Genomic DNA, 18,114 nt, shown 5'->3' on the forward strand with positions numbered 1-18,114 from the left:
CGTTTTTCGCCCAAACTCAGCGCCGATATATTTGAGTACCAGCCACGGGCCGTTGACGTTGCTCTAGCATTGAAACTAGATCTAGATCCTTGTCAACTTCGAAAATGGTGACCTGCCCCCAGTATTAGATACAGCCATCAGTTAGTAATGGACTGACCCCACCCCGGTAGACGATCCTGCCCTATAGTTGGACTGACCCCACCCCGGTAGACGATCCTGCCCTATAGTTTGAGCATAGGAGAAGCGTATGGGCACACCACGATTTACACCTGAATTTAAGGAAGAAGCCGTCCGTCAGATAACGGAACGCGGTTATTCCGTTGCTGAAGTATCTGACCGTCTGGGCGTTTCTGCGCACAGCCTCTATAAGTGGCTACGGGCCATCAAGCCTGATAACAGCGAACAGCATGCCCGGGATTTACTGGAAGCCAAAAGCGAGATCCTGCAACTACGGGCGCAGCTAAAACGAACCGAAGAAGAACGGGATATCCTGAAAAAGGCCGCGCGGTACTTTGCAAGGGAGCCCGACTAAAGTACCGCTTTATCAATGAGCACCGCACTGTATGGGGTGTGATGACGATGTGTCGGGTGTTGTGCGTTGCCCGGGCCGGGTTTTATGCGTGGCTGCATCACCCGGTCTCCGCGCGGGATAAAGATAACCAGCGTCTGCTGACGCTCATCCGCGATTCATATTCCTTGAGTGGTGGCGTATATGGCTATCGCCGGGTTCATGGCGATCTGAATGAAATCGGGGAAACCTGCGGTAAAAATCGTGTAAGTCGCATTATGCAGCTGAATCGGATCAAAGCCGTACGCGGCTATCAAGCTCCCCGTCGTATCGTTGGCAGACCTTCGGTGGTTGCCCCTAATCGCGTGCAACGGCAGTTTACTGTTGTCCGGGCCAATCAGGTCTGGGTCACCGATATCACTTACATCCGCACCTGGCAGGGCTGGTTGTATCTGGCGGTGGTTATCGATCTCTTCGCTCGTAACGTGGTGGGCTGGTCGATGAAGCCGACTCTCTCACGCGAACTGGCGCTCGACGCGCTGATGATGGCCGTCTGGCGTCGAAAACCGGACAGTGAAGTCATCGTACATAGCGATCAGGGTAGCCAGTATGGCAGTGACGACTGGCAGCGCTTCTGCCGGGCCAATAACCTGGCTCCGAGCATGAGCCGACGTGGCAACTGCTGGGATAATGCGGTGGCCGAATCGTTCTTCAGTTCACTAAAAAAAGAACGCATCAGGAAGAGAATATACAAAACCCGGGATCTGGCCCGGGCCGATATCTTCGATTACATTGAAGTGTTCTACAATCGGGCCCGGCGCCACAGTCATCTCGGCGGCGTCAGTCCGGAGGCCTTCGAACAGGCCTCGTCGTGAGGACAGAATTTGTCTACTGTCGTGGGGGCAGTCCATAATGTCGGTTTGTTTACCTTCACATTTTCCATTCCGCCACCGTGCTGCAAACTCTGATGGCGTCTGATAATTCAGTGCTGAATGTGGACGACACTCGTTATAATCCTGCCGCCAGTCATTAATGACTTTCCTGGCGTGAACGATATCGCTGAACCAGTGCTCATTCAGACATTCATCGCGAAATCGTTCGTTAAAGCTCTCAATAAATCCGTTCTGCGTTGGCTTGCCCGGCTGGATTAAGCGCAACTCAACACCATGCTCAAAAGCCCATTGATCCAGTGCGCGGCAGGTGAACTCCGGCCCCTGGTCAGTTCTTATCGTCGCCGGATAGCCCCGAAACAGCGCAATGCTGTCCAGAATGTGTCACCTGCACGCCTGAAATCCCAAAGGCAACAGTGACCGTCAGGCATTCCTTCGTGAAGTCGTCCACACAGGTCAGGCACTTGATCCTGCGACCGGTGGCGAGCGCGTCCATGACAAAATCCATCGACCAGGTCAGGTTGGGCGCCGCCGGGCGGAGCAGCGGCAGACGTTCTGTTGCCAGCCCTTTACGACGTCGTCTGCGTTTTACGCCCAGCCCTCTCAGATGATAAAGGCGGTACACGCGCTTGTGATTAACATGAAGGCCTTCACGGCGCAGTAACTGCCAGATGCGGCGGTAGCCAAAACGCCTGCGCTCCGCCCTGATAAATGCGCATCAGCCGCCGGACGCTGAGCCTCATAGCGGCAGGTCGACAGGGACAAACCTGTAAGCCTGCAGGCACGACGTTGCGACAGACCGGTCGCATCACACATAAACTCAACGGCTTCCCGCTTCTGGTCTGTCGTCAGTACTTTCGCCCCAGAGCCACCTGGAGTGCCTCCTTATCGAGCATGGCTTCGGCAAGCAGCTTCTTGAGTCTGGCGTTCTCTTCCTCAAGCGACTTCAGGCGCTTAACCTCGGGCACCTCCATACCACCATACTTCTTACGCCAGGTATAAAAGGTGGCGTCGGAAATGGCGTGCTTACGGCAGAGCTCACGGGCAGAAACCCCGGCTTCAGCCTCGCGGAGGATACTGATGATCTGTTCGTCGGAAAAACGCTTCTTCATGGGGATGTCCTCATGTGGCTTATGAAGACATTACTAACATCGCGGTGTATTAATCAACGGGGAGCAGGTCAGTAGAAAGGCGAAAAATTTGTGAGGTGGTTGGCAACTTTTGGCACGATATCATGTGATTTCTTCTGTTCAACTGGAACCTATTAGGGTTCTGTCGCATTAATACGACGTAAGGAACATGAAATTTTTTGTCCTGATGTTAGTCTATTTCTTTGTTCCGGAATGCATTTAAACGCCTGCATTATCCTCGCCACCGTTCATGGTTAAGGGATTCAAAAAAGGCCGATTGAATCTCCTAACTATGAACGGTGCTCCATCTACGTCTACCCGGACCTAAAACGTCAATCTTGACGGGCTCCAACCACCAATCTAAAGCTAGCAATAAAACTATCTCCTTAGTGTTACTAGCTTTCTGGAGATTCAGAGCACTTACCTAGGCCTCTTGCGTTTAAAATCATGTCGTATTTATTTAAGGACACAGAGTAACCTCATGAAAATGGAATTATAAAATCCATTATTTGTGTTTGTTTCGTTTGTATAATATGTAGAATGTTTGCATAGCACGGAGCCTAACCCAATAGGCATTAATTAAAAACCAATAGAGATAAACCTATGATTAGAAATCAATTTACCTCATCAAATGCATCAATGTTGTTGATTGATCACCAAGTCGGAACCATGAGTTGGGTTAAATCTATCCAATTTGAAGAACTGAAACGTAACGCGTTGATGCTGGCAAAAGCAGCTCAAATATTAGGAATCCCTACAATATTAACTTCTAGTATGGAAGAGAATGTGCAAGGGCCTTTACTAACCGAGTTGGAAAGTATTCTTCCTGCATCTTTCAAGAATAGAGTGAAACGTGAGGGAATAGTTAATGCGATGGACGATGAAAATTTCGCGCAGGCAGTTAAGAACACTGGACGAAAAAAAATTATTGTAGCAGGGGTGACGAACGATGTATGTACTGTCTATCCTACTCTCACGCTTTTGGAAGAGGGATACGAAGTTCAAGTTGTTGCGGATGCGGGGGGCTCACCAAGCAAAATAGCTGATGAAATTGCTTTGCGCAGGATGGAGAATGCAGGCGCAGTTTTGACTAGTACTAATCAGTTGATTGCTGAGCTAGCGGTCAGTTGGGCAACGCCTGAAGGTTCAAAATTAGTAACAATAATGGCTGACTCACTTTCGTAATAGTATAATGTGGGAATGGAGTCCCACAAACCACTCTTGTCTTATTTTATGATAATTTTACAATTAAAGATTTCTTGCTACTCTACTTTTCAATTTCTAACGCAAACTTAAATATGGCACCAGCATTAAATAGACCTGAGTTAGCACATTCAATATGGATTGATACTAATTTTTGATTAACCGAATTCCACACTTGTTAATTAAAAAACAATAAAACGTTAGAAATATACACTAATGTTTATAACCAAGGAATTAAAATGAAACTATACCACTCTCCAGGAACATGCTCTCTCGCATGTTGGATTGCTTTAGAATGGGCTAATGTAGAACATTATGAAATTATTCCGGTTGATCCAAAATCAGATGAGTACAAAGAAATAAACTCACTACTTACAGTTCCCGCATTGGATCTTGGAAATGGTAAAATTATAACCCAAACCCATGCCATATTAAATTTCATTACCGACAGATATATTAATATAGATTCATCAGCACACGACCTCTATTTAAACAAAGTTGAATTTGACGAGATAATGAGTTTTTTATCATCTGAGTTTCACCCTATACTTAAAGCATATTTTTCACCTGATACGTTTAATATTTTCCGCAATGAATCTTCTATTCACGAAATAACCATGTCATCTTTCTACAAGATACTTTTTTTTATGGAACACCTTGATTTGGTAATTGGTAAAAATGAATACATATTCAAAAACAAACGCACAGTGGCAGATGCATATGCATTTGTAATGTTACGATGGACAGATAGTTTTCCCAAGAATTGGAGAAATTATAGTAACTTGGCTAATTTCATGAAAAAGATGAATAGAGATCCAGTTATAGCAAAAATATTGGCGTTATCTAAAAGATTATCAAAAAATATGATGTGATATCATGTAGCCAGGCACTGTCTTTATATTACAGCGCCAGACTACTTATTTCCCAGAGAAAACCTGAACATATTTTAATAGGGCGATTGCCATTTTTTCAAGATGTTCAATAGCTCTTTCATTTTTTATTCTCCCTTGAGTTGTAAATTCGTGATGCGCGAAAGGTAAAGTAATCACTTCAGGTAAAACCATTGAACCTAATTGTAAAACCAAGGATTGTCTCAGTGACATTAATCCTCGATACCCACCCAAACTCCCCGGTGATGCACTACCTAATGCATAGGGCTTACTAAATATTGCGGCCCCACCACCTTCCACTCGTGAAAGCCATGCGAGTAAGTTTGAAATAATTGGAGGATAACTAGCATTATATTCTGGGCAAAAAATAGCAACGCCGTCACTTTGTGAAAATATCTCATGCAATATGAATGCATTTTCTGGAAATGAACTTACCTCTATATCCTGTTCATATAGAGGTAATGGATATTTACTCAGATAAAGCATTATGGCTTTTGCACCTTTGGATTCTATATACTCGCCAAATAAATCCGCTAGTTGCTGATTGTACGAACCAGCTCTTGTTGAGCCAGATAAAATAAGGATGTTATAACCATTCATAGTTTCAACCCTTTTATAAATTAAATACTACCCACATGATAAATCCCGAATTAATTAAATGTCAACAATCCTTTTTTATAAATTAATAAAGATGATTATTGAAACAAACAATTCCATTAATCTAGTTAATAACACTTTTTTCATAGTAAATATAACAATCCTCACACTATAGTGATGGTTAGCTTGACATTGTCAGATTAGTAACCTTTAGTTATAAATAGATGCACTACCTATTAATACATAGAATCATGGGTGTGGAATATGTTTAGACTTGATGACATAGCTATTTTTGTTGAGGTTGTAAGAAATAAAAGCTTTAAAAGAGCAGCAGAGATCCTAAGTATGCCATCATCGACACTATCGAGAAGAATTTCACTGCTTGAAAAAGAAATTGGGCTACGCCTTATTCGTCGCTCAACAAGAAAATTAGAATTAACAGAGGCTGGAAAGCTATACTTTGAACGTAGCAATAATATTATAGATGAAGCTAGAAATGCACATTTTCTGTTAAATGACCTTTTATCAAAACCAGTTGGAAACTTGCGGATTTCATTGCCCACTGACTTTTCAATATATTACATCGCCCCAGCAATAGTAGCATTTTCAAAAAAACACCCAGATATCACATTTCAATTGGATATGACTCCAAGAAAGGTTGACTTAATAAATGAACCTTTTGACCTAGTTATTAGAATTGGCGAAATGCCAAATTCCGGACTCATATCTCGACATATGTTAAGTATGAATAGATATTTGTACGCATCACCAGAGTATCTACGAAAAAATGGCGAGCCAGCCCATCCTTTAGATTTGGAAAAGCATTCATGTTTAGTTATGAATACTCCTCTGGAAAACGATGGGTGGAATATTGTATTTGACAACATACTATATAAAATCAAAGGTAAAAGTCGTTACAAAATAAATAATGTTGGTATGCTATGTCGATTCGCTATTCTAGGGGAAGGAATAACATTAATGGCAGAAGAAATTGCAAAGCCAGAAATTCAGTTAGGTAAATTGAAACAAATACTACCTTCATGTTCTGTAGAAAATCTATCTGTATATATACTAACGGAAAACAAACTAACTCCCGCTAAGACATCTTTATTTATTGATTTCTTATGCGATTACTTTCGTAAATAACACTAATATAGGACCTACTTATGTTTACTGACCTTCTAAAAGAATTTCACATTTTATTTTTAGCTAAAATATTATTGACATCATTTTTTTGGATTAGCGGTTTCATTTTGACTTTTAATTTCAACAAGTTCGTATTAACCAATAAAAAAATTGGAATCCCTTTTCCTTTTTTATCTTCAATTTTCACCATAATAATTCAATTAATGGGATCATTAACAATTATTTTAGATATATACGGATTAGGGTGGCTTGGTGTCTGCACATTGATAATATTTACATTGTTGACAATACCCCTTGGGCACCCATTTTGGACCTTCACTGGAGAGAAGAGAGAGATTGAATTTAACATTGCGCTTGAGCACTTGTCAGTCATAGGTGGCTTGATTATAGTCTCTCTAATTTGACTCAGTGCGTAAAATTTAACTATTTTATTTATAGTTATATATCTGGCGCCTCAAGTTAATTCTGTTTTTTGTCGCGTTGGCAGCTCAGCTGGATTCAACTCGATGAGGAGCTTTGTTCATGAAACTCATCATGTGGCCAACACGACAACTGCAATGGTATTAATTAATACATAACCCTAAATCGCCCAAGATTTAACCAATTCCGCACCCGAGGAGTTTAAAATTAAAGCGAACACATGGTTATTTATTGCCGCCATTCCGTTACAAATTCCGCAATCCATCTTGATATCATCCCCCTGTCTCTCTCTGGTTAAAAAGCAGCCCCTGATTCATCAATTCCTAAAAATCTGGCCAAAGTGCTGAATAAATATCCGCTCATAGTGAACTACATTTCGGCAACCAGTCCGCTTCGCAGTCGTCACTCAATATCAGGTTGGTTTGTATTCCCTGCTTGGTGCGGCGTTTCAGCAGCGTATGCTCATACTCTTTCAGCGTCTGCGGCACCGCCTGGCCGAACGCCGTCAGGTTCATCACGTGCTGATAGCCCCGTGCCGCCATAAACGACAGGTAGGCGTGGTACAGGTAGCGACGTGGGTTCGGCGGGGTGATGTTGGCATTGCCGATCATCATCCCTTCCGGGGTGCCCAGCACCGTCAGGTAACCACAAAAATCGACCAGCGGATCGGCATGCCGTTTGATTTCCAGGGCTTCCGCCGAACTCTGCTGCGCCTGGAGCAGTACGCGGGCGTCATTCGGGTTGGTAAAGCGTTGCATCAGGTGACGCACAATCACGGCCAGCTCTTCGGTGATCTTCGCCAGCAGCAGCGGATCGCGCTCCTCTGGGGCAATAGCCTCCGGGAACGGCAAAATAACCCGGCGGCGCGAGATGCCGCCGCTGCGGTCGCTGAACTGCATCGGGTTGTTGTTGACTGCCAAAATCACCGCCGGGATGTGCGCCGCGTAGGCGTCGCGGTATTTGGGGTCGATGGCGACCGCATCGCCGCCGGTGATGGCCTTGATGCCCGCCCCGTCACCGCTCCACTTTTCCTGGTCGGGCAGGAGTATCAGCGAGAAGCCGACCACACTGGCACGCTCGCGTGCCGACTCCAGGTTATCGATGGTGGCCGAGGTAGTGTTGTCGGCACCGGCCAACAGCCGGGCGATGGCCGCCATCACACTCTTGCCGCTGCCGCCGGGGCCGGTCACTTCAAGGAACAGCTGCCAGTCATAGCGGTTGGCCAGCACCATAAAGAGCGCCGCGAGAATACGTTCCTGTTTGTCGTAATTGCCCCCGGCGGCCCGCGCCAGCCACTGCCAGAAGTGCGGCGCATGATCGGCCAGGTTCTCCCCGGCACGCGGCGGCGTGTAGTCCACGCTGTTGACGGTGCGCAGCCAGTGTTCCTGGCGGTGGGCGCTGAACTGGCCGCTGACGGTATCGAATACCCCGTTACGAAAACCAATCAACCGGCGGGCAGGCTCGCCCATCTGCGGCACCATCAGCTTGAGGGTGTCCAAAATGCTGTTGATACCGGCGGCGGAGAACGGCGCGCGCACCTTCTGGAACAGCGCGGCAATCTCCCGGCTCAGCTGTCGGTGTGGCAGCACCTGCCAGGCGCCGCGCGCATAGCGGCACAGCTCTTCCCCCACCGGCGGCACCGCCAGGGTGTTGCCGTAATGCTCGGCCAGCAGTTCGGCCTTCTCGCTGGCGCTCATGGCTTTCAGGTCAGCATCGCTCAGCGTGTCGAACGGGCTGGGCTGCGGCGGTTGGCTGAGCGCCTGGAGCTGCGTGCGCGTGGTCTCATCGCCTTGCTGGCAGTAAATATCGTTCCAGTCGCCCTCCGTGGGCGGCAATGCCGGGACACCACCGGTCAATTGTGCCGCCTCGGCGGCGCGGGTCTGCCCGGTGCCGCTGCGGTCATTATCGGCCGCCAACAGCAGCCGTGCGTCCGGGTAGTGGCTGCGCAACTGCTGTGCAACAGTGGCCAGGTTGTTGGCGCTCAGCGCCACGCACACCGTTTCGCCGGTCAGGCGATGCACGGTGAGGCCGGTGGCGTAGCCTTCAGTGAGCCAGATAACCGCGTTGTCCGGGCCGCAGAGGGTGTGGCAGGTGGCTTTCACCTGCCCGCCTGCCAACATGCGCTTGTCCCCGCTGGCGTTAATCAGTTGCACGTTAACCACCTCGCCCCCGGCATTGTGCAGCGGCAACAGCAGGTCGCCGGGCTGGAAGGTGATACCGCCAACACGCAGCGGCTGGCCGTGCAGAGTCAGGGTTTCTGCCTCCGGCCAGCCTTTGGCGCTCAGGTAGGCGTTGCCGGTTTGGAGCCGAGCAGCAGCCACCAGAGCCTGTGCCTGTCGCGCGGTCTTGCGCTGAGTCTCGGCCTTGTCTTGCCCGCCGTCCTTCTGTGATGCATGGCGGGCCTCAGCGGCCGGTGGCAAGGCGCTGGCGTTATTCCCCATCACGGCGGCCACCTGTTCGGCGGCGGCCCTGGCAGACAGTGACAGGGCTTTTTCCACCAGATTGAGGCCGTCACCGGCCCCGCACTGATTACAGAACCAGGTGCCGCGTCCGTCCTGGTTGTCGAAGCGAAAGCGGTCTTTACCGCCGCAGGTTGGGCACGGCTGCGGCTTGCCGTTCGGCTGCAAGGCAATGCCGAGCGCCGGGAGTATCACCGACCAGTGGCCGGTGGCGGTGCGTACGGTCTGGGAAACGAACTGGGCGCTCATCCTTTCTCTCCTCAGTGTACGGTGGCGTTCTGTGCCGCCGACAGGCGCTCGCAGCACAGCTCGTCCATCATCTTTTGCCCCAGCGCGGTCAAGCGCGGTGCGGCCACCAGAACGTCCGGCTGCACCATGTCGCTCAGCATGGTGCACGCCATGTCCATGCCGTCATCCACGCCGTACTGCCGCACAAAATGTCCCTCCAGGCGCAGGGCAATCGTCATCTGCAGCTCGTCCAGCGTGTACCCCAGGCTCACCCGGTAAAAGGCGCAGGTATCCAGATAGGCTTGCGCCACGGCGCGGCGGAAAACGGCGGTACGGACTTCAATCGGTAAACAGGATGCAGTGTTCATGCGGCGGTGGCCTCCATGCGGGCAAGGATTTGGGTTTCACAGGTGTTGACGACGTGGCCGAGCTGGTCGGTCAGCAAGGCAATGACCGAGGCAAACGATGCCTGTTGCACGGCGTCGGGGCGCTGCCCGCCGAGGTCGAGGGTGTCCAGCAGGTCAAGGAACAGCACGCCGGTGGCGTGCGCATGCTGGAGACGCAGAAAATCGGCATGCGGGATTGGGTAATGGGTGTCGCGGTAGTAGCGGTCGGCCAGGGTATTCATGCTGCCGCCTTAACCGGCAGACGACCGGCAAAGGACAACACATAATCACGGGCCAGCAGACGGCGAGCGTTGTGCTCAGAATCCGCCACGGTGCGCACGATACGCGGGGCGGCAGTCAACGCAGAACGACGCACGGCCGCAAACAAAAAGCAAAATGTCGGGTGAGTCGGGGTGAGGGTCGTAGCCATAACGGCAGCCTCCAAGGTTAGCGAATTACCGCTACCACCGGAGTTCCTACACTCAATGGTGGTAGCCCAGACGGGGGTAGGAATACCGGCAACCTTGGAAACCGGCCAGCCCGAAGGCTGCCCCGCCTGAGCCACCATTGATTGACTGCTGCGGTAGCATAACATCCACCGCGCAAAAAATGAGCGCACTAAGGCTGTGACATAAAAAAACACGCGTGGCGCGTGTTCATTTGTCGCCAAGATTAAACACGGGTTCCTACGCCCGGCTGCCGATTTTGCGACAGCGGGAGGACTATAGCGCAGGGCCGGACGTGGGGGCAAGCCGTAAGACGCCCCCGGACGTTCAATCGATCGCATAGTGATCAACAGTCGGTCAGTTGGTCGTTGCGGGTATCGGTCGCCGCGCAAGTCAGCGGCACCGGCCCGGCACGGAACAGGCGCGGCTCAGCCTGGCGACTCGCCAGACGAATAACGCCGTGTTTTTCGCTGCGGTGATCCGGCAAGACGACGCCAGGCTCTTTACGCTGCAACAGGATAGCTTCCGCCACAAACAGCGCGTCGCGCTCATCGAGGGTGAAATGCTGGCGACCAAAGGTTAGCTGCATCATACGGCGGCCCCCTGGTGACGGTTGGCGATACACTCGTCCATCCACTGCTCGACCTCGGAGGCCAGCCAGGCGACGTTTTTACCGCCGAGGGAGACCTGAGCCGGGAACTGCCGGCGGCTCATCATCTCGTACACGGTGGAGCGAGACAGGCCGGTGGTGTAGAGCACTTCCGGCAGGCGAATAAAACGTTCGCGCGGGGTGTAACCGCCAGGAAGCACCGGCGACGGGGTAAATGGGGTGGGAGTGGAAACGGTCAACATAAAACGCTACCTCTTTGTGTCCGGCCAACGCTGGCCGGGACTGTGTGAACTTCGGTAGCGCCCTATTATGTGAATATTTACCGGGGTGGCAACAAGGCGTTGTTGTGTGATGGAACAGATTTTATGCTTACTTTTCAATCAAGTGGACAGCGTTGGCCGATACTGGCCTTTATTGGCATTTATTGACCTTTGTTGGCAAACCGGCCGGAAAGCCTGAACGATGAATGGACGGTTGATTAATAGGGAAAAACCGCCAAACACCGCTAGCCAGGGAAAAGGTCGTTTTGGGCCGGGTGAACAGTGGTGAACACTGGATGAAGAGTTTATAAAAAACTGTTCACCCTCTTATTTACTGATTTATCTATATTTTTTATTTAGGTGAACAGTAGTGAATAGTTTTAGGTAAAACTAAAAACGGCTTGATGGTTTTCTCATCAGTGCCCAAGGCTGTTGTCCTGGGGACAGTCCAACCGGGATGAATGGCGATGTTGTACGGCGGTCAGCAGAATAGCCTCACATTGACTGACACCGGAGACACGACCATGAGCACCACCGCCTTACCGAAATACATCACCGATAAACTGCAAGCCCTGCGCGACGCTCGCGCCGCCCACGACAAAAACTACCAGGCGTTGACCGACGTCGTAACCGGCATTGCCCGCTGCCACCAACAGAAGAAAGACACCGAAGTGCAGAGCCAGGAGGCAGAAAGCCAGTGGCGCACTCCGTTTCGCAAACTGTGCGGAGAAATGACGCCGGAACTGCAAGCGCAGCACCACAGTCGGATTTCCAAGCGGGAACTGGCGAAAGAGTTCGACGGCCTGATTGAGGAGATGGAGCTGGACAAAATGCAGTTTCACCTCAACTGCGGCGGCACAGCCCCGAAGGTGGTGAGCGCGCACAAAGACGCCCTCACGACCTTTGCGGCTCATGCGATGCATCAGGCAGTGGATGCGCTGAGCAAGGCGCTTATCAGCCCTGACGTTATCAAGGCGTGTGCACTGGCTTCACGGGCTTACGGCGTCTATGCGGACAATCCGATGAAAATGATTGAGCAACAGGTACTGGGCACGCTACAAGGCCGCATTCGCGCTACCATGGCTACACAAAATATCGACCACCCGGTGCTGAATGAGATTGGCCTGACGATACCGCAAGAAACCGGCGTATTGCGGGAACGACAAAGATGCCCGATGCGCCAGATGCAAGGGGTAACAGAATTAGCGGAAAAACGTCAATGCATGCAGCAGAAAGGGGCCAAATCATGATGCGCTGCCCGCTGTGCACTCATGCGTCCTATACACGAACCAGCCGCTATATCACGGAGCGGACGAAAGAGGCGTATTACCAATGTCAGAGCCTGACCTGTTCTTGCACATTCAAGACGGTGGAAAGCGTCGATAAAATCCTGTGCCAGCCGATACAAGCGCAACCGGTCGATGAGAACGCCTTGCCACCGCCGGAGAAACGGACGTTGAAGCGCTATCGCCGTTACAACAGCAATCCTACTCTGCACTAATCACACTCCGCCCCGCCGCTCTCGCCAGCATCGCGGGGCATTCTCCTTCCGCCTCACCCAAAACAGCCTTTTTCCTGGCTAGCCAGCCACAAATTGCGCGTGCATGCATAGGGTGCATGATTTTGCATGCAAGAAAATGCACATTTCATCCCCATCCGAGCCAGTACTGGCGCGGCCTGCGGTCTCTCATGCGGGTGCATGAAAAGCGACACAGAAAGCGCGCAGGCGAGGCGGGGGTAGCATTGCGCGCCAGGGGGTTTTAACGCTTTATTGGCTGTGAGACTGGCGAGCAAGGCCCGCGATAAAATCGGCGTACCACTGCAACATGTCACGACGCTTCTCAAGGTACTGAGCATGGTTGTAAGTGCCGCGAATGGCGTTCTTGTCCACGTGGGCGAGCTGCATCTCTATCCAGGCTGTATTGAAGTCCTGCTCATGCAAAATCGTGGACATCATGTGCCTGAAGCCGTGGCCGGTGAGTCGACCGTGATAGCCGATACGCTTAAGGAGCTGGTTGATACTCGCTTCGCTCATCGGCTTGTTGACGTCATTACGGCCCGGGAAAACATAGCGATAGTTGCCCGTATAGGTTCTCAGTTCATTCAGGATGGCCGCCGCCTGCGTCGATAACGGCACGAGATGATCCCGGCGCATTTTCATGCGCTCCTGCGGAATTTCCCAAAGCGCGTTATCCAGATCAAACTCATGCCATTGCGCCATGCGCAGCTCAATCCCCCTGACTCCGGTCAACATCAGTAACTTCGTCGCCAGCTGTACCAACCGACTGCCGGAGTGCATCTCCAGCGCCGCAAGAAAATCGGGGATTTCGTCAACGGATAAAAAAGGATAATGAGTAGATTTTGGGCTAATCAAAACGCTGGAGAGATCGGCGGCTGGGTTGAACTCCGCCCGCCCGGTTGCCGTGGCATATCGGAAGACCTCACCGCAGCGCTGTCTGACCTTACGCATTTTCTCAAGCGCCCCACGCGCCTCAATTTTGCGAAGCACTGTGAGTAGCTCAAGCGGCTTTATCGCCGAAATGGGATGCTGTCCCAGATAGGGGAAAATATCAATGTTGAACGCGTCCATGATATCGGCCGCATACCCTGCTGACCACGTCGCCAATTTGGACTGATGCCACTCCTTCGCGATCGCTTCAAAGGTGTTTGCATTCCCGTATAGCTGCGCCAGCTTTTTCTCTTTACGAACTGTGCTGGGGTTCTGCCCCTCAGCAACTAACTTTCTGGATTCATCGCGCTTTGACCGAGCATCGGCCAACGAAACGGCAGGATAGACGCCGAATGAAATCATCTTGGGCTTACCGGCAAAGCGATAACGAAAGCGCCAGCTCTTGCTGCCATTGGGTTCAACCAAAAGGGATAAGCCCAACCCATCACTCAACGTGTAAGGTTTAGGGGTGGGCTTAGCATTCCGGATTTGTAAGTTATTAAGTCGCATGTGTATAGAAATTCAAGACCGAACAGAAGTACACGCAATTCTACACACACCTGATATTGGATTCCACAGGACGGCGCCGGACAATCACGGACATAAAACCCAATCAATGCATTGTTATTTAATGTATTTTTGGATGATTACGGACGTTACAGGAAGAGAGGATGGTGCCGATAATAGGAGTCGAACCTACGACCTTCGCATTACGAATGCGCTGCTCTACCAACTGAGCTATATCGGCATCGAGCCGGGCCTGCGGGGCAAGCCGGAAGTGCGTTGAACAAGGTAGACCTGTGCACGAAATGAGTCAATAGCCGCCGGGGCGTTTGGTTGTTTTATCATCAGTGGCGATTTGAAGGTCGTACCACACGAGCATCAACGCGGCTCGTGCAGCTCCCGTCATTCACTCAAGGCGCTTCATACCGCCATATCTTGAAGGCCATATTTCCGCCGGCGCCAACTCCAATGCTTCAGCGATCAGCCTCTCCCCCTTTTGGCCAATGTCGAGCCAAAGCATTGCCTAACGTAGAAGATGCCAATCCGGCTTTTCTGGAAACAGCAGCCAAAGTCGTGCCCTTCTTCTTCAAAGCGGCGATGACGTCCGCCGGATGCCAATCTTGTTTATCCATCATGTTTAATCCTCCTGATTACCTTGCCTCGTAATTATCCCGTTTTGGGATAATTACGACAATCGCAGATATTCGATTTTGGGATATCACTCGCGGAAAACGTCATGACCTCAGTTTATTCAGCAGAATATCAATTGGTTATAAAAATACTTCGAGACGCTCGTATAGAAAAAGGCATCACTCAGGTCAAGTTAGCCGAAGCACTTGGCCGCCCACAATCCTTTATCGCTAAGGTTGAAAATGGCGAAAGGAAATTGGATGTCGTGGAATTTGCCTTGATCGCACGGTTACTGGATGTAAATACCGGGCCAATTATGGAACGCATTGGACGTAACGCTAGAAAGCTGAGATAAAGGGGAGCCCGCTTCTCAGATAAACGGATTCTCAGCTTAAGTTCTCTTCCCCAAAAACAATCAGGGCGCAGCACGCTGCGCCCTGACCTCTTTATGACCGCAATCCGGCCTTAGCTGCGCACCAGATCGTCGCCGTAGCCGATCCACTTGTAGGTGGTCAGCGCGTCCAGGCCCATCGGGCCGCGGGCGTGCAGTTTCTGGGTGCTCACCGCCACTTCCGCGCCCAGGCCGAATTGGCCGCCGTCGGTGAAGCGGGTGCTGGCGTTGACGTACACCGCCGAGGAGTCCACCGCGCGCACGAAATGCTCGGCGCTGCTCAGCGAGCGGGTGAGGATCGCGTCGGAGTGGTTGGTGCCGTGGGTGCGGATGTGGTCGATGGCCTGATCGATATCGTCCACCAGCAGCACGTTCAGATCCAGCGACAGCCATTCGTCGTCGTAATCTTCCGCGTTCACTGGCACCACCGTCGCCGGGCCGCCCTGCAGCAGCGGCAGCGCGTTTTCCGCCGCGTGCAGCGTCACGCCCGCCGCCGCCATTTTGGCGCTCAGCGCCGGCAGGAACTCGGCGGCGATGCTGCGGTTCACCAGCAGCGTCTCCAGCGAGTTACAGGCGCTGGGGCGCTGGATCTTGGCGTTTTCAATCACCGTCAGCGCCTTGTCGAAATCGACGTCGGCATCCACGTAGGTGTGGCACACACCGATGCCGCCGGTGATCACCGGGATGGTCGATTGCTCGCGGCACAGCTTGTGCAGGCCGGCGCCGCCGCGCGGGATCAGCATGTCGACATAGCGGTCCAGGCGCAGCAGTTCGTTCACCAGCGCGCGATCCGGGCTGTCGATCGCCTGCACCGCCGCAGCCGGCAGGCCGCACTGTTCCAGCGCCTGCTGGATCACTTTCACCGTCGCCTGGTTGGTGTTGTGCGTCTCTTTACCGCCGCGCAGGATCACCGCATTACCGGTTTTCAGGCACAGGCTGGCGACGTCGATGGTGACGTTCGGCCGCGCCTCGTAAATCACGCCGATCACGCCGAGCGGCACCCGGCGGCGCTCCAGCTTCAGCCCGCTGTCCAGCAGGTTGCCGTCCAGCACATGGCCGACCGGATCGTTCAGGCGGCACACCTGGCGCACGTCGTTGGCGATCGCCGCCAGCCGCGCCGGAGTCAGCAGCAGGCGATCGAGCAGCGCTTCGCTCATGCCGGTGGCGCGCGCCTGCGCCATGTCTTGTTCGTTCGCCAGCAGGATCGCTTCGCTGTTGGCTTCCAGACTGTCGGCCATTACCGACAGCACCTGATTCTTCTTCGCCGTGCTCAGCACCGCCAGCTGCCAGGAGGCCTGCTTGGCGGTCTTCCCCATCTGCTCCAGCATGCTCACTCCTTAACTGACAATCATATCGTCGCGGTGCACTGCCACCGGACCGTATTCATAACCGAGGATTTCGGTGATTTCCTGCGAGTGGTGCCCGGCGATCATGCGCATCGCATCGCTGTTGTAGCGGCTGACGCCATGCGCCAGATCGCGCCCCGCCAGGTTGCGGATGCGGATCACTTCGCCGCGCGAGAAGTCGCCCTTCACTTCGCGGATGCCTTTCGGCAGCAGCGAGCTGCCGCGCGCCATCATCGCTTCCACCGCGCCGTCATCGACGGTGATCTCACCGGCCGGCGGCGCGCCAAAGATCCAGCGCTTGCGGTTTTCCAGCGGGGTTTCCAGCGCGTGGAAACGGGTGCCTACCGGTTTGCCCTCGATCACGTCCGCCACCACGCCCGGCTTGCTGCCGGCGGCGATCACCACGTCGATGCCGGCGCGGCAGGCCACGTCGGCCGCCTGCAGCTTGGTGCCCATGCCGCCGGTGCCCAGACCGGAGACGCTGTCGCCGGCGATGGCGCGCAGCGCGTCGTCGATGCCGTGCACTTCACGGATCAGTTCGGCCTGCGGGTTGTTGCGCGGATCGGCGGTGTAGAGGCCCTGCTGATCGGTCAGCAGCAGCAGTTTGTCGGCCCCGGCCAGAATGGCCGCCAGCGCCGACAGGTTATCGTTGTCGCCCACTTTGATTTCGGCGGTGGCGACGGCGTCGTTCTCATTGATTACCGGCACGATGCGGTTGTCCAGCAGCGCCGTCATGGTGTCGCGCGCGTTAAGGAAGCGCTCGCGGTCTTCCAGATCGGCGCGCGTCAGCAGCATCTGCCCGACGTGGATGCCGTAAATGGAGAACAGCTGTTCCCACAGCTGGATCAGCCGGCTCTGCCCCACCGCCGCCAGCAGCTGCTTGGAGGCGATGGTGGCGGGCAGCTCGGGGTAGCCCAGGTGTTCGCGCCCGGCGGCGATGGCGCCGGAGGTGACGATGACGATGCGGTGGCCCGCGGCGTGTTGCTGCGCGCACTGGCGCACCAATTCGACGATGTGGGCGCGGTTCAGACGCAGCGATCCGCCGGTCAACACGCTGGTGCCCAATTTCACAACCAATGTCTGGCTGCCGTTCATAGTATTTCTGCCGTGTGTAATGATGAGAAGAAGAGTGCAAAGGTCTTTGTAACAGGAGAGACGCGTTATGCCAACAGGCACAACGCGAAATCAGCACAATACGTGGTCAAACGGGGTCAGGCGGAGAGTTTGATCAGTTTTTCTTTGAAATCGTCGGCGGGTTCCAGCCCCAGCTCCATGGTCGCCAGCAGCTCGCCCAGGCGGCGATGGAAGTCGCGCAGGGTGTCTTCCAGCTTGGCGTTCACTTCATCATCCTTAATGTTTTGCGCCGTCCAGTCGCCTTCCTTGTCGAACAGGCCGAATTGGTACGAATAGGTGAAGCGCGCCTCTTCCGCCTGCAGCTCCATCCACCAGCCCCAGAACTCGCGCTTCTCCGGAGCGGGCTTTACATTGACGCAGACGGCCAAACAATCAAAGAAAAAACGGTCGTTTTCACATTGCCCTTCACGCAGGTACGGCCCCAAGCTGGCAAAACGTTTCATTAGTCGGCTTTTAGGGTGACCACTCGGTAACGTCATTCTCTCAC

19 protein-coding genes, 1 tRNA gene and 2 pseudogenes are annotated in these 18,114 nt (G+C 52.7%); 7 read left to right on the plus strand and 15 right to left on the minus strand.

The annotated features are described in order from the left end of the window. Nucleotides 1-247: 247 nt before the first annotated feature. Nucleotides 248-1,383 (plus strand): IS3 family transposase gene (locus JL05_RS23920; protein ID WP_202963937.1). Its coding sequence is split into 2 segments (ribosomal slippage): nucleotides 248-494 and nucleotides 494-1,383, totalling 1,137 coding nucleotides; the frame shifts between segments, so codons are not numbered across the junction. 36 nt (nucleotides 1,384-1,419) lie between these two features. Here JL05_RS23920 and JL05_RS25510 read toward each other — a convergent pair. Beyond that, nucleotides 1,420-2,510 (minus strand): annotated as a pseudogene (locus JL05_RS25510) (IS3 family transposase); the annotation flags it as partial. Nucleotides 2,511-3,131: 621 nt separating this feature from the next. On the opposite strand from JL05_RS25510, the gene JL05_RS23935 reads away from it, so the two are divergent. Then, the gene (locus tag JL05_RS23935; protein WP_033634079.1) at nucleotides 3,132-3,713 is read left to right on the plus strand and encodes an isochorismatase family protein; all 582 of its coding nucleotides are present in this window, start codon (nucleotides 3,132-3,134) and stop codon (nucleotides 3,711-3,713) included. Nucleotides 3,714-3,970: 257 nt separating this feature from the next. Beyond that, a complete protein-coding gene (locus JL05_RS25105; RefSeq protein ID WP_072010131.1) occupies nucleotides 3,971-4,603 on the plus strand; it encodes a glutathione S-transferase family protein in 633 nt (210 codons plus the stop codon). Nucleotides 4,604-4,648: 45 nt separating this feature from the next. Here JL05_RS25105 and JL05_RS25110 read toward each other — a convergent pair whose 3' ends face one another. Beyond that, on the minus strand, nucleotides 4,649-5,221 hold the full coding sequence (locus JL05_RS25110) for an NADPH-dependent FMN reductase (protein WP_072010132.1): 573 nt from the start codon (nucleotides 5,219-5,221) through the stop codon (nucleotides 4,649-4,651). A 261-nt stretch (nucleotides 5,222-5,482) separates the two neighbouring features. Between JL05_RS25110 and JL05_RS25115 the strand changes: the two genes are divergently transcribed. Further along, nucleotides 5,483-6,364, plus strand: a complete 882-nt coding sequence (locus JL05_RS25115) for a LysR family transcriptional regulator (RefSeq protein ID WP_072010133.1) — start codon at nucleotides 5,483-5,485, stop codon at nucleotides 6,362-6,364. A 46-nt stretch (nucleotides 6,365-6,410) separates the two neighbouring features. Here JL05_RS25115 and JL05_RS25515 read toward each other — a convergent pair whose 3' ends face one another. The 7 genes from JL05_RS25515 to JL05_RS23965 all read right to left on the minus strand — a co-directional run bounded on the left by JL05_RS25515 (nucleotide 6,411) and on the right by JL05_RS23965 (nucleotide 11,155). Then, a complete protein-coding gene (locus tag JL05_RS25515) occupies nucleotides 6,411-6,554 on the minus strand; it encodes a hypothetical protein (RefSeq protein WP_156106909.1) in 144 nt (47 codons plus the stop codon). A 589-nt stretch (nucleotides 6,555-7,143) separates the two neighbouring features. Then, nucleotides 7,144-9,492 (minus strand): primase-helicase zinc-binding domain-containing protein, encoded by a 2,349-nt coding sequence (locus tag JL05_RS23940; RefSeq protein ID WP_033634080.1) that lies wholly within the window; start codon nucleotides 9,490-9,492, stop codon nucleotides 7,144-7,146. Between the two features lie 11 nt (nucleotides 9,493-9,503). Continuing rightward, nucleotides 9,504-9,839, minus strand: coding sequence for a DUF5375 family protein (locus JL05_RS23945; RefSeq protein ID WP_033634081.1), 336 nt, complete (start codon nucleotides 9,837-9,839; stop codon nucleotides 9,504-9,506). Beyond that, complete coding sequence (locus JL05_RS23950; protein ID WP_016928972.1) at nucleotides 9,836-10,099, minus strand: hypothetical protein; 264 nt, start codon at nucleotides 10,097-10,099, stop codon at nucleotides 9,836-9,838. The genes JL05_RS23945 and JL05_RS23950 overlap by 4 nt, the downstream gene beginning before the upstream one ends. Next, the gene (locus JL05_RS25125; protein ID WP_072010137.1) at nucleotides 10,096-10,644 is read right to left on the minus strand and encodes a host cell division inhibitor Icd-like protein; all 549 of its coding nucleotides are present in this window, start codon (nucleotides 10,642-10,644) and stop codon (nucleotides 10,096-10,098) included. Before JL05_RS25125 ends, JL05_RS23950 begins: the two co-directional genes overlap by 4 nt. A gap of 5 nt (nucleotides 10,645-10,649) precedes the next feature. Then, on the minus strand, nucleotides 10,650-10,895 hold the full coding sequence (locus JL05_RS23960) for a hypothetical protein (RefSeq protein WP_033634082.1): 246 nt from the start codon (nucleotides 10,893-10,895) through the stop codon (nucleotides 10,650-10,652). Then, the gene (locus JL05_RS23965; protein ID WP_033634083.1) at nucleotides 10,892-11,155 is read right to left on the minus strand and encodes a helix-turn-helix transcriptional regulator; all 264 of its coding nucleotides are present in this window, start codon (nucleotides 11,153-11,155) and stop codon (nucleotides 10,892-10,894) included. Before JL05_RS23965 ends, JL05_RS23960 begins: the two co-directional genes overlap by 4 nt. A 542-nt stretch (nucleotides 11,156-11,697) precedes the next feature. Between JL05_RS23965 and JL05_RS23970 the strand changes: the two genes are divergently transcribed. Together JL05_RS23970 and JL05_RS23975 are read left to right on the plus strand one after the other, a co-directional pair. Beyond that, a complete protein-coding gene (locus JL05_RS23970; RefSeq protein WP_033634084.1) occupies nucleotides 11,698-12,423 on the plus strand; it encodes a hypothetical protein in 726 nt (241 codons plus the stop codon). Then, nucleotides 12,420-12,674, plus strand: coding sequence for an ogr/Delta-like zinc finger family protein (locus JL05_RS23975; protein ID WP_033634085.1), 255 nt, complete (start codon nucleotides 12,420-12,422; stop codon nucleotides 12,672-12,674). Before JL05_RS23970 ends, JL05_RS23975 begins: the two co-directional genes overlap by 4 nt. 267 nt (nucleotides 12,675-12,941) lie before the next feature. Here the strand turns inward: JL05_RS23975 and JL05_RS23980 are convergent, their stop codons facing one another. From JL05_RS23980 to JL05_RS23990, 3 genes and pseudogenes are all read right to left on the minus strand, one after another. Continuing rightward, nucleotides 12,942-14,132 carry a tyrosine-type recombinase/integrase gene (locus tag JL05_RS23980; protein ID WP_033634086.1) on the minus strand — a complete coding sequence of 397 codons (1,191 nt, stop codon included), beginning with the start codon at nucleotides 14,130-14,132 and terminating at the stop codon, nucleotides 12,942-12,944. A gap of 162 nt (nucleotides 14,133-14,294) precedes the next feature. Further along, nucleotides 14,295-14,370: transfer RNA gene (locus JL05_RS23985), tRNA-Thr, on the minus strand. Between the two features lie 162 nt (nucleotides 14,371-14,532). Continuing rightward, nucleotides 14,533-14,758 (minus strand): annotated as a pseudogene (locus JL05_RS23990) (helix-turn-helix domain-containing protein). A 104-nt stretch (nucleotides 14,759-14,862) separates the two neighbouring features. Between JL05_RS23990 and JL05_RS23995 the strand changes: the two are divergent. Continuing rightward, nucleotides 14,863-15,111 (plus strand): helix-turn-helix domain-containing protein, encoded by a 249-nt coding sequence (locus JL05_RS23995; protein WP_033634088.1) that lies wholly within the window; start codon nucleotides 14,863-14,865, stop codon nucleotides 15,109-15,111. A 110-nt stretch (nucleotides 15,112-15,221) separates the two neighbouring features. Here the strand turns inward: JL05_RS23995 and proA are convergent, their stop codons facing one another. The 3 genes from proA to crl all read right to left on the minus strand — a co-directional run bounded on the left by proA (nucleotide 15,222) and on the right by crl (nucleotide 18,106). Further along, nucleotides 15,222-16,475, minus strand: a complete 1,254-nt coding sequence (gene proA / locus JL05_RS24000; protein WP_033634089.1) for a glutamate-5-semialdehyde dehydrogenase — start codon at nucleotides 16,473-16,475, stop codon at nucleotides 15,222-15,224. Nucleotides 16,476-16,484: 9 nt separating this feature from the next. Then, complete coding sequence (gene proB, locus JL05_RS24005) at nucleotides 16,485-17,588, minus strand: glutamate 5-kinase (RefSeq protein ID WP_033634090.1); 1,104 nt, start codon at nucleotides 17,586-17,588, stop codon at nucleotides 16,485-16,487. A 116-nt stretch (nucleotides 17,589-17,704) separates the two neighbouring features. After that, a complete protein-coding gene (crl, locus tag JL05_RS24010) occupies nucleotides 17,705-18,106 on the minus strand; it encodes a sigma factor-binding protein Crl (protein ID WP_004930258.1) in 402 nt (133 codons plus the stop codon). Between the last annotated feature and the right edge of the window lie 8 nt (nucleotides 18,107-18,114).

It is taken from the genome of Serratia nematodiphila DZ0503SBS1 (assembly GCF_000738675.1).
Taxonomy (GTDB): domain Bacteria; phylum Pseudomonadota; class Gammaproteobacteria; order Enterobacterales; family Enterobacteriaceae; genus Serratia; species Serratia nematodiphila.

Bases quoted from the DNA above. Each gene is read 5' to 3' on its own strand.
- JL05_RS23980 (WP_033634086.1), bottom strand. From the start codon at position 14,132: ATGCGACTTAATAACTTACAAATCCGGAATGCTAAGCCCACCCCTAAA.
- JL05_RS25115 (WP_072010133.1), top strand. From the start codon at position 5,483: ATGTTTAGACTTGATGACATAGCTATTTTTGTTGAGGTTGTAAGAAAT.
- JL05_RS25125 (WP_072010137.1), bottom strand. From the start codon at position 10,644: ATGCGATCGATTGAACGTCCGGGGGCGTCTTACGGCTTGCCCCCACGT.
- JL05_RS23965 (WP_033634083.1), bottom strand. From the start codon at position 11,155: ATGTTGACCGTTTCCACTCCCACCCCATTTACCCCGTCGCCGGTGCTT.
- JL05_RS25105 (WP_072010131.1), top strand. From the start codon at position 3,971: ATGAAACTATACCACTCTCCAGGAACATGCTCTCTCGCATGTTGGATT.
- JL05_RS23945 (WP_033634081.1), bottom strand. From the start codon at position 9,839: ATGAACACTGCATCCTGTTTACCGATTGAAGTCCGTACCGCCGTTTTC.
- JL05_RS25515 (WP_156106909.1), bottom strand. From the start codon at position 6,554: ATGGTGAAAATTGAAGATAAAAAAGGAAAAGGGATTCCAATTTTTTTA.
- JL05_RS23940 (WP_033634080.1), bottom strand. From the start codon at position 9,492: ATGAGCGCCCAGTTCGTTTCCCAGACCGTACGCACCGCCACCGGCCAC.
- JL05_RS23995 (WP_033634088.1), top strand. From the start codon at position 14,863: ATGACCTCAGTTTATTCAGCAGAATATCAATTGGTTATAAAAATACTT.
- JL05_RS23975 (WP_033634085.1), top strand. From the start codon at position 12,420: ATGATGCGCTGCCCGCTGTGCACTCATGCGTCCTATACACGAACCAGC.
- proB (WP_033634090.1), bottom strand. From the start codon at position 17,588: ATGAACGGCAGCCAGACATTGGTTGTGAAATTGGGCACCAGCGTGTTG.
- JL05_RS23960 (WP_033634082.1), bottom strand. From the start codon at position 10,895: ATGATGCAGCTAACCTTTGGTCGCCAGCATTTCACCCTCGATGAGCGC.
- JL05_RS23935 (WP_033634079.1), top strand. From the start codon at position 3,132: ATGATTAGAAATCAATTTACCTCATCAAATGCATCAATGTTGTTGATT.
- JL05_RS25110 (WP_072010132.1), bottom strand. From the start codon at position 5,221: ATGAATGGTTATAACATCCTTATTTTATCTGGCTCAACAAGAGCTGGT.
- JL05_RS23950 (WP_016928972.1), bottom strand. From the start codon at position 10,099: ATGAATACCCTGGCCGACCGCTACTACCGCGACACCCATTACCCAATC.
- JL05_RS23970 (WP_033634084.1), top strand. From the start codon at position 11,698: ATGAGCACCACCGCCTTACCGAAATACATCACCGATAAACTGCAAGCC.
- proA (WP_033634089.1), bottom strand. From the start codon at position 16,475: ATGCTGGAGCAGATGGGGAAGACCGCCAAGCAGGCCTCCTGGCAGCTG.
- crl (WP_004930258.1), bottom strand. From the start codon at position 18,106: ATGACGTTACCGAGTGGTCACCCTAAAAGCCGACTAATGAAACGTTTT.